This is a genomic window from Mycobacterium sp., from assembly GCF_049673265.1.
GTDB lineage: Bacteria > Actinomycetota > Actinomycetes > Mycobacteriales > Mycobacteriaceae > Mycobacterium.
This window is the reverse complement of the sequence record NZ_JBATXN010000612.1, coordinates 1-8,396: the sequence shown is the minus strand read 5'-3', so window position 1 is coordinate 8,396 and position 8,396 is coordinate 1. Positions and strand designations below refer to the sequence as shown.

9 protein-coding genes and 2 pseudogenes are annotated in these 8,396 nt (G+C 63.9%); 2 read left to right on the top strand and 9 right to left on the bottom strand.

Translation table 11 applies throughout. The features are described from left to right. The 3 genes and pseudogenes from WBF82_RS20695 to WBF82_RS20685 form a co-directional block, all read right to left on the bottom strand. Positions 1–183, bottom strand: a 183-nt coding sequence (locus tag WBF82_RS20695; protein ID WP_424384804.1) for a DUF1490 family protein, incomplete at its 3' end; no start/stop codon positions are given. 146 nt (positions 184–329) lie between these two features. Then, a pseudogene (locus tag WBF82_RS20690) lies at positions 330–575 on the bottom strand (metal-sensing transcriptional repressor); the annotation flags it as partial. Between the two features lie 46 nt (positions 576–621). Beyond that, a complete protein-coding gene (locus WBF82_RS20685) occupies positions 622–951 on the bottom strand; it encodes a DUF1490 family protein (protein ID WP_424384805.1) in 330 nt (109 codons plus the stop codon). Between the two features lie 1,427 nt (positions 952–2,378). Here WBF82_RS20685 and WBF82_RS20680 point away from each other — a divergent pair. After that, positions 2,379–2,816, top strand: coding sequence for a MerR family DNA-binding protein (locus WBF82_RS20680; RefSeq protein WP_424384803.1), 438 nt, complete (start codon positions 2,379–2,381; stop codon positions 2,814–2,816). A gap of 247 nt (positions 2,817–3,063) precedes the next feature. Here WBF82_RS20680 and WBF82_RS20675 read toward each other — a convergent pair whose 3' ends face one another. From WBF82_RS20675 to WBF82_RS20650, 6 genes and pseudogenes are all read right to left on the bottom strand, one after another. Continuing rightward, the gene (locus WBF82_RS20675; RefSeq protein ID WP_424384802.1) at positions 3,064–3,393 is read right to left on the bottom strand and encodes an XRE family transcriptional regulator; all 330 of its coding nucleotides are present in this window, start codon (positions 3,391–3,393) and stop codon (positions 3,064–3,066) included. Then, a pseudogene (locus WBF82_RS20670) lies at positions 3,390–3,508 on the bottom strand (type II toxin-antitoxin system RelE/ParE family toxin); the annotation flags it as partial. The pseudogene WBF82_RS20670 and the gene WBF82_RS20675, both read right to left, overlap by 4 nt. Positions 3,509–3,923: 415 nt before the next feature. Further along, positions 3,924–4,910 (bottom strand): glycoside hydrolase family 6 protein, encoded by a 987-nt coding sequence (locus tag WBF82_RS20665; protein WP_424384801.1) that lies wholly within the window; start codon positions 4,908–4,910, stop codon positions 3,924–3,926. A 70-nt stretch (positions 4,911–4,980) separates the two neighbouring features. After that, positions 4,981–6,081, bottom strand: a complete 1,101-nt coding sequence (locus tag WBF82_RS20660; protein ID WP_424384800.1) for a preprotein translocase subunit SecD — start codon at positions 6,079–6,081, stop codon at positions 4,981–4,983. Between the two features lie 73 nt (positions 6,082–6,154). Beyond that, positions 6,155–6,865, bottom strand: coding sequence for a glycoside hydrolase (locus WBF82_RS20655; RefSeq protein WP_424384799.1), 711 nt, complete (start codon positions 6,863–6,865; stop codon positions 6,155–6,157). Positions 6,866–6,905: 40 nt separating this feature from the next. After that, positions 6,906–7,322 (bottom strand): hypothetical protein, encoded by a 417-nt coding sequence (locus WBF82_RS20650; protein ID WP_424384798.1) that lies wholly within the window; start codon positions 7,320–7,322, stop codon positions 6,906–6,908. A 151-nt stretch (positions 7,323–7,473) separates the two neighbouring features. On the opposite strand from WBF82_RS20650, the gene WBF82_RS20645 reads away from it, so the two are divergent. Beyond that, on the top strand, positions 7,474–8,310 hold the full coding sequence (locus tag WBF82_RS20645) for a mycofactocin-coupled SDR family oxidoreductase (RefSeq protein ID WP_424384797.1): 837 nt from the start codon (positions 7,474–7,476) through the stop codon (positions 8,308–8,310). Positions 8,311–8,396 lie beyond the last annotated feature (86 nt).

The window sequence follows — 8,396 nt, the reverse complement described above, 5'->3', positions numbered from 1 at the left end:
AGCCTGCTCAGCACTCGCCCCGGCCTTACGCTCCGTCTCGCGCACAACCCGTATGCCCCAGGCGGTCGCCATGACGGTTGCCTTCCGCCACGGAACCTTCGCCAAAGCCTCAAAGGCTGCGACCCCCACCACACCGGTCACCACCGTGGGCATCGCCCGCATCGCCAATCCATGCAAAGCCATTCCTAACACTCCCTTCACAATCGGTGCGGCCAGTCAGAGTTCTGGCCGCGATGTCTAGCTCTGGACCGCGGCCATCCCCGCGGCTGGTGCGCGATCTCGATCACCTGCTGCTGTGTCAACCACGTACTCACGCCAAAACCCGGTGGTCATGCCGTGCTCCCAGACGGCAGCGGCTCGTCATCGGTCGGTTCGCCGACCGCGGCGCCGCTTAGCTGTGCCTGGGGACCGGTCAGCGCCGGCGTGAACTTGACCGCATCAACCAGCTCGTCAATGGCTGCTTGCCCGTGCCCGTCAAGGACCGCCGTGGAAAAGCAGGTCTCCAAGTGGTTGTGCAGCATCACTCGGTTCGCTCGCTCTAGCGAGGACTGCACCGCCGAGATCTGCTTCATCACCGCCGCCGCGTCGGATGCAACGGTCAGGCCTACCTCCCGCTGAGGATCAATGGTCAGCATCAGTGGTCTTTGTCTTCCGGCGTGACTTGGATGGAACTTTCTCGTCCGTCACCGCTGGGAGTGCAGCGTCCTCCCCGCTGCCGCTGCGCTCTGCCGCCTCGGCGATCACATCGGCGGTCGTCAGTCGAACGTTCTCGGCCTTGCGCTCGGCCTCGCGCGCAACGCGCAGAGCCCAGGCGGTAATGGAAACCGTTGCCGGCCGCCCCGCTTTCGCCACCGCCTTGCGTAGCACCTCATATGAGGCAACCCCCACCACGCCTGTCACCACCGTGGGCGCAGCCTTCGCCACGAGTGCATGGAGTCCATGCCATACCATCTCGAACACTCCCTTTCACGATCGTTGCCCCGTCGTTGGCTCACGCTCTCGGCGACGCGCGATCGCGCGTCGCGTTAGTGACGGACAACCCCAAGGTATGCATTGCCCCTGGGGCAGGGTCAAGCGTTAGGCCGTACCAGTGTGGTGGATGGATTCATCGCATTGACCGAGTCTTAACTGCACCTGATCATCGGAGCCTGGGCGCCGTGTCGAAACGCTTTGGAACGCAATTGCTTATGCAATTTCAGCAAGCCTGAACCAAAAGTCGATGGCCCGCGACGCGGTGTGGGGCAAAGAATTACGGTATTGCGCCTTGACCTTGCCCTCGAGGCAAGGCTTAACGTGGGAGTCAGCGGCGGTTGATGCCTCCACCGCATTCAGACAAAGGAGGCGAACATGAGCTGAGCCGCAACGTAATTGGTCCGCCGTTGCCTGCCGGTGAGTATGCGGCGCAGCCGAGGCCAATGCCCATCACCAACGGATTCACCCTTACGGGCGTTCTCATCACAGAGAAGGAGGAGCCCGATGAAATCTCAAGTCACGCAGGCAATCGCGCTGTCCGGTGGTGCAGCCATCCTCGTCTTAGCAGTCGGGGTTGGCGGCGGCGACCTGTCGCCGAACGGCGCCACGACAACGCGTACGTCCAGCATTGCACAGACATTTCGACCTCCGTCGCTCCCGCCGGATGTTGCACTCTCCGCGCATCTCGGCGAAGTTGTACCGAGCGCCGTTGGCAGTGCCGAGCCGGTGGGACAAGCCCACGCAGGCGGTCCGACATGCGGCACCGACTCAACAAATCCCTGTCCACCGGCGCTCGACGGGTCGGTTAATTCGCCGAGTCCACCTCGCACAAAGACTGTGTGCCGACCAGCAGGGATGGCTGGGCAACACTGCTATCGCCAGTTACTACCCTGAGGCGCGTCGCGGTGCTGGTAGCCGCGCACCAACGGCGCAAGGTGCTGCTGACCGAACGCTTTGGCCAGCTACGCAGCTCTTGCGCGAGCACGGCCAGAGTACGGGACCGCCAAAGCCGTAAGTAGATTCATCGATTGCCCACGGCCAGGAGCACCAGCGGCCCACCGAAACATTCCGCGACGCCATGGCTCACACGGCGGGCCCGCGGGTGTTTCCAAAGGCGACCGGGCGCGACGCCACGAAGGCGCTGAATTTGCTTTTGCCCGGCCACCGCGGCGTACCGTTGACCTTGCCCCTGGGGCAACCCGTACTGTTGGAGTCATCGTCGGCGACGCCCACCGGGCACGAGCGGGGCGCGCCGCCAGACCAACGTCTGCACCTCAGACCGAAAAGGAGACAAGGGGAAACGGAACCCGCAACCCCGCCGAGACCGCACCCCTAACGACCAATGAGAAAAGCACGTGCCGGGAGTCGCACCGATACGCTCGAACCCGCCGCTGGAAAGGGTCACCATGACGGCCACCGTCGATGAACGAAACCTTGTGACGCACACCATCGGTGACGCCGCCAAATCCATCGGCGTCTCGGCCAAGGCCATCCGGATCTGGGAAGCCAAAGGGCTGCTGCCGCCCGCTGAGCGCACCGACGCCGGCTACCGGCTCTTCAGCGACCACGACATCGCGATCCTGCGGTTCATTCTGCGGGCTCGGACCCTCGGCCTGACACTGTCAGAGATCAAAGACATCCTCGACCTACATCGCCACGGGAACCCGCCCTGCGAGCAGGTCACCGCGCTGCTCGACAAGCACATTCGCGACATCGACCGCGCCATCGCCGACCTACGCGCCCTTCGCACCACCCTGTCCAATGCGCTGCAGACCGCCCGCAGCGATCAACGCCGCGGACAGGCTGTCACCGTCTGCCGCATCATCGAATCGCGAACGCCATAAAGGTTCAACGCCGTAGAGGTTCATAGCCGAAACGGCCGGCGAGGACCGTTTCGACGATTGCAGTGAAAATCAGCACCAATCCTTCGCGCGTTGGACAAGGCGGTCGCGGACGCTCTGTGGTCGCGGTCCGGTTCAGGCGACTCGCGCCGTCCACGTGAAGCTGCCATTTCGGGTATTTGTGGCGCGAGCGCGTCAGCTATGCCCGTTATGCCGAGTTGCAGCGGGCCCGCAACACAGCCCGGTTCCGTCAAGCGGTCAGCTCCACGCTGCTTTCCCCGAAATCGGCGACGACCCGCACCTGCCCACCAAGGGCGGCGACATACGACCGTAAAGTGCCGAGCTCGGTATGCGACAGGTCCCCGCTCTCCAGCTTCGACACACGCACTTGCGAAACCCCCATCAGGGCAGCGACGTCGGACTGGCGGGCGTGGCCTTGAGCTTTGCGGATCTCGGCGAGCTGGTGGGCCTGGACGGCGTCGTGCATCTCTTTGCGCGCCGCAACGGCACGCGCCGGGTCCAGCCGCCCCTGCGCGATGGCCTCCGCACGAATGTCACGCCAGTTGCGCGCCATGGTCATTCATCTTCCTCGGTTGCGAGCCAGTTCTCGTAGCGTCGTTCTGCTATCGGAATGTTCTTGTCGTACAGCCTTTCCAGTCACCCGCCTTGTCGCCGCCGAGCAGCAGGATCGCCTGTCCCCGCTACTAGGCCCACGGGCTGACGAACCGATGGGACCAGGCCTTGAGCGACCAACAGGCGCCGCGCCAGCCCGTGTGACACTCCGCAGGCCTTCGCGGCCTGATTGACCGAGCCGGCTGCAGTAGACACCGCAGCCACCTGAACAGCATCAACATCGCGGGCCACCGACCGCGCCGGCCCCGCCGGGCGGCCCGTCGCACGCAGGATGGCATAACACCGCCCCGGTGAAATCCCTAGAAATGCAGCCGCCTCTTTGACCGGAACACCAGCATCAACCAGGTTTGCTAGCCGATCCCCAAATCGAACACAGTCCTCTGAAAACGACACGGTCGCCGCAACCTCTCAAATCGAGAGTGCTGCGACGACCGCGTGAACCCGCCAGATTCCTCCGGGGGCCGTTTCGATTGCGTCCTAATGGATCGCGTTGTGGGCCAGATCGATGGCGTACTGACTCACGAAGGTGCCGGCCGGCGGATTTCCTTTGTTGCATGTTCCGTCGGATTCTCCGGGACGTTTGATCCACAAGTAGGCGTCGGCGTGCGCGCCCGCGGTACTCGCGGTAGGCGGAGTGCCCAGTGCTCGGCCGTCGGGATTGCACCAGTTGAGTGCCGAGTCGGGCGCCGGTCCGACGCCGTTGCGCGACGTATCGATCACGTAGTGCGAACCGTTGGTGAGGCCGGATATCGCCTCGCCGTAGCCGATTTCGTCGTTGGTGGTGAAGAAGTTCGCAATGTTGAGACTGAAACCCCGGGCATGAGCGATATCGACCTTGTTGAGTCTGGCGGCCATGTCCTCGGCGCTATGCCAGCGCAAGTGACCACCATCGACGTACACGGCCGTGGCCGGATTGCGCGAGAGCGTGTCGACGGCGTAGCGAATCAAGTCGTAGCGTTCTTGGCGCTGGTCGGCCGAGAGGCAGTCGGCCATGGCGAGCGCATCGGGTTCAACGATGACCGCCGCTCGCGACGATCCCACGCCGGATGCGATGAGATCGATCCACGCGCGGTAGTCGTCGGCGTTCGCTAAGCCGCCCGCAGCGAAGCTGCCGCAGTCGCGGTGGGGGATTCCGTAAAGCGCTAGAACCGGGATGGCACCGGCAGCAGCCGCATCGCCGGTGTACTTGGCGACCGTGGCCGCGGAAGCGCCCGGAACAATCCAGTACGCCTGCGGCGTGTTGGCGATGGCGTTCAACTCGGGGCTCGCCGGATCGGCATGCTGCGCCGCGCGCATAGCCGCCGACGTGGGGTTGACGTAGAAGGGCATGCCGGCCAACGGGTTGGCTTCGTCGACTAAGCGCAGCGCTGGGGCGGGACCGGTCTGCGCCAGGCCGGCAATGGCGGCAACCGTGAGTAAGGGGGCGATCCACCGCGCGACTGCACCAGCAGCTGAGAACATCACTGGAGGAAATTAACATTGAGCGTCGAGCCGCGCCGGTGCCGGCCTTCTGTCACGGTGTCCGCAGCCGCCGTCACGGAAACAGCAACGTTCGGATTCTCGCCCGATAAAGGTAGGCCTGCAAGCACAGCAGAGCCGCAAGAAGGCCTGATGTCGCGATAACCGGCCACCTTGCGAACCGCGATTGCTCTCGCGCGGCCGAAACAGATTTGGGCGCAATGATTTCGGGCTCCGATGTCTCGAAAGACAGTGGGAGCGAGCCGTATTTCAGAGTGTTGGCCAGCACGCGTGCACTGTCAGCAGTGAAGGGTGTTTGCCCGCTGCCGATTGCGGTCTTGCCGCCGGGTATCGCCTCCCGGATTTGCGGCGCGCTGATCACTTGTGAGTCCATGGTGAATGCTGTCTGGGTGCCGATATGCCCGGCGGTGAATTCAGCCCAGGTTCGTGTTGCCGCGCTGCTGAACTGCACGTTGACCACATATTTGCCGCTCTGTTGATTGAAGCTGGAGCTGGCGTCTTGGATCTGGTTGCCGCTGATGATTGACGGCGCGAGAACATACGCGACTTTATGGTCGGTCGAGCAGGTGACCAGCGGCAAGCCGGGATCGTCGTTGTCGGCCAAGACATCTGGCTTGCCGCAGCGGGTGGCCTGGAATTGCAGGCCGAGCAGCTGTACGCCCCGGTTCGTGCTCTGTCGGAATTTTTTCTCGTCGGCGATGCGCCGGCTGCGGTCTTCCGGGGTCTGTGGCTGGGTCCGCGCCCCTGATGGTGCGCCGGGAGGTGTCGGCAGCGCGGCGACCACCGGCCGGATGTGAAACTGTCCTGTCTGGCCGAGATTGCGAATCTGTTCAGGGTGGTTACCGGGCACGGTGACGGTTAGCGCGTCACCGACGGCATCGATGTGCGGGTGGGCGAAGCCCAGACCGGCCACACGGGAGCCGATGACGTGTTGGGCCTCGGATAGCGCATCGGGTGTCGGCGGCGAGCCGTCGAAGTTATGCGCGGTCAAGGTGACCCGGGTGCCCCCCTGCCGGTCGACGGCCGATCCGGCTGGCTTGTCTGGGGATATCAGCAGGATCACCAGCGCGGCAGCGGCGACCACGGTGAGAAATGCCAACGTGTAACGGGCAACCTGACGACGCGCGCTCGGTGGCGGCGCTGGATAGGGGAGCATGTTCATTATTTAAGGGGGTCGGCTTACTGATCGTCGGCGAGGGGCGCGGTTGAGCACCGTTCGTCAGAATCAGTCAGGCCGGGGGCGTAGGGGTCATCGACCCGATGTAGTACGTTTCGTGCCCGGTCGGGTAGCCGCCGCCGTCGGTGGCGATGTGCACGTGGTCGTAGTGGTTGGCGGTTTCGTTGCCGTAGTCCGCCGTCCAGCTCGGCGCGCCGATGCCGGGGTAGAACTTCTGCCTCCAGATCACGTGGAGTACGCCCCATCGTTTGGCATTTGCCAAGGCGTATCCGGCGATCTGGTTGCCGAGCTCGATGCCTTCGGGTGAGTGGAAGTTCGGGATCATCACGTCGATGGCCAATCCGTTGGGATGCCACCGCAAGGGATCCTGCCGGTACCCACCGATGGTGGTGATCTGCGGGAACAACACGCTGATCGCACGGGCAGCCCAGACGGTCTTGACCTGCAACCCGTTCTCCGGCGCGATTCCGGCAGGTAACACGAACTGGAATTGCTGGGCAGCAACCGGCGCGTCCGCCGTTAACGAGTGGATCTCCGCGGCAGTGGCGATGTGCGGCCCGTCGGCCGGCGCAGGCGTGGGGCTTGCCGGGGCGGGGCTGGGACTGGTCGGCGCTGCGGCCAGTTTCGCCGACGCCGCCGGCGGGTTCTTCACACAGCACCGAGGCTCGCTGTGTTGGGCGTAGAGCATGGCGGCGGAGACAGCCAGCGTGGCCGCGAACGCCAGCCAGCGCCCGCGACCCTTGGCTAACGACTCTGCGCTCACGGACAGCACCTTACTGCCGTGTTCGGCGCGGTGTGGCAAATCAGTAGACGACAGGGGAGTAGGAGGCCGAGTTGCCGGTTCCATTACAGGTCACGTTGACGCTGTAGGTGCCGCCGAGCTGCTGGAAGATGATGGTCACCGGGGCCGACGGGCTGGGCCCATTCACCGTGGTGTCCCAGTCGTAGGGAAGCGCAGGCGTATTCATTACACCCACCGAGTGGTAGTGGCAGACCTCCGTTGCCCCCATCGGATTGTGCGCATCGACAATGGTCGCGTAGATCGCCATCCCGCCGCCGCCGTAGATAACCTCAAGGCTGCCATCCGGATTCGCGAAGTAGGCCGGGTTGGTTACGGCCTGAGCGCGGCCAGCCTCCACAAGCAGCATCGTCGCCAGCGCGGTAACAGCGGCCGCGAGGATCGCCGAAGCCCGCAATTTCTTCGTGCGGATGATGTTCATCCATCGAGCATAGGACGCCGAGCCCGTCTAAGTATTAGGATTCGCCGGCCTCCGCAGGCTCTTGACTCCCTCAGCACCGTGCGCTAAACATGGCGTGCGTGATGAATTTGGGCGATCGCCCAAATCCTTGGAATCAGGAATCGAGGTTGGCATGGCGGGCCGGATGGACGGCAAGGTCGCATTCGTGACCGGCGCTGCACGCGGGCAGGGCAGAAGTCACGCCGTCCGATTGGCGCAAGAGGGCGCAGACATCATCGCCGTCGATATCTGCAAGAAGTTCGAGGCTTCGCCTGCAGACGGTGCCACGCCGGAAGATCTCGACGAGACGGCCGGCATGGTCAAGAATGCCGGCGGCCGCATCGTGACGGCCGAAGTGGACGTCCGCGATTACGACGCGCTGCGTGCCGCCGTCGACAGCGGGGTCGAACAACTGGGCCGGCTGGATGTCATCATCGCCAACGCCGGAATCGGTACGACGGCGGGAAAGCTGCACAAGACCGACGAGACGTTGTGGCAGGAGATGATCGACGTCAACCTCAGCGGTGTGTGGAAGACGGTGAAGGCCGGCGTCCCGCACATTCTGTCCGGCGGTCGCGGCGGTTCGATCATCCTGACGTCGTCGGTCGCCGGAAATAAGGCCTACCCGCACACGGGCCACTATGTTGCGGCCAAGCACGGCGTGATCGGCCTGATGCGTTCGTTCGCAGTCGAACTGGGCCAGCGCATGATCAGGGTCAACGCCGTCCTTCCAACTCACGTCAATACACCGTTGCTGATGAACGAGGCCACCTATCGCGCATTCCGGCCCGAACTGGAGAACCCCGGCCCGGATGACCTTGCGCCGGTGTGCCAAAGCTTCCACTACCTACCGATCCCCTGGGTGACGGCAGAAGACATCAGCAATGCAGTGTTGTTCTTGGCCTCCGACGAAGCGCGTTACATCACCGGGGTGGCACTGCCGATCGACGCCGGCAGTTGCCTGAAGTAAGGAAGCATCGATGACTCTCGCCAACGACACGGACGTTTACTACGACCCCTACGACGTCGGCATCAACACCGACCCGTACCCGACCT

Coding starts and splice junctions, on each gene's coding strand:
- WBF82_RS20675 (WP_424384802.1), bottom strand. CDS start 3,393: ATGACCATGGCGCGCAACTGGCGTGACATTCGTGCGGAGGCCATCGCG.
- WBF82_RS20680 (WP_424384803.1), top strand. CDS start 2,379: ATGACGGCCACCGTCGATGAACGAAACCTTGTGACGCACACCATCGGT.
- WBF82_RS20650 (WP_424384798.1), bottom strand. CDS start 7,322: ATGAACATCATCCGCACGAAGAAATTGCGGGCTTCGGCGATCCTCGCG.
- WBF82_RS20685 (WP_424384805.1), bottom strand. CDS start 951: ATGGTATGGCATGGACTCCATGCACTCGTGGCGAAGGCTGCGCCCACG.
- WBF82_RS20645 (WP_424384797.1), top strand. CDS start 7,474: ATGGCGGGCCGGATGGACGGCAAGGTCGCATTCGTGACCGGCGCTGCA.
- WBF82_RS20660 (WP_424384800.1), bottom strand. CDS start 6,081: ATGCTCCCCTATCCAGCGCCGCCACCGAGCGCGCGTCGTCAGGTTGCC.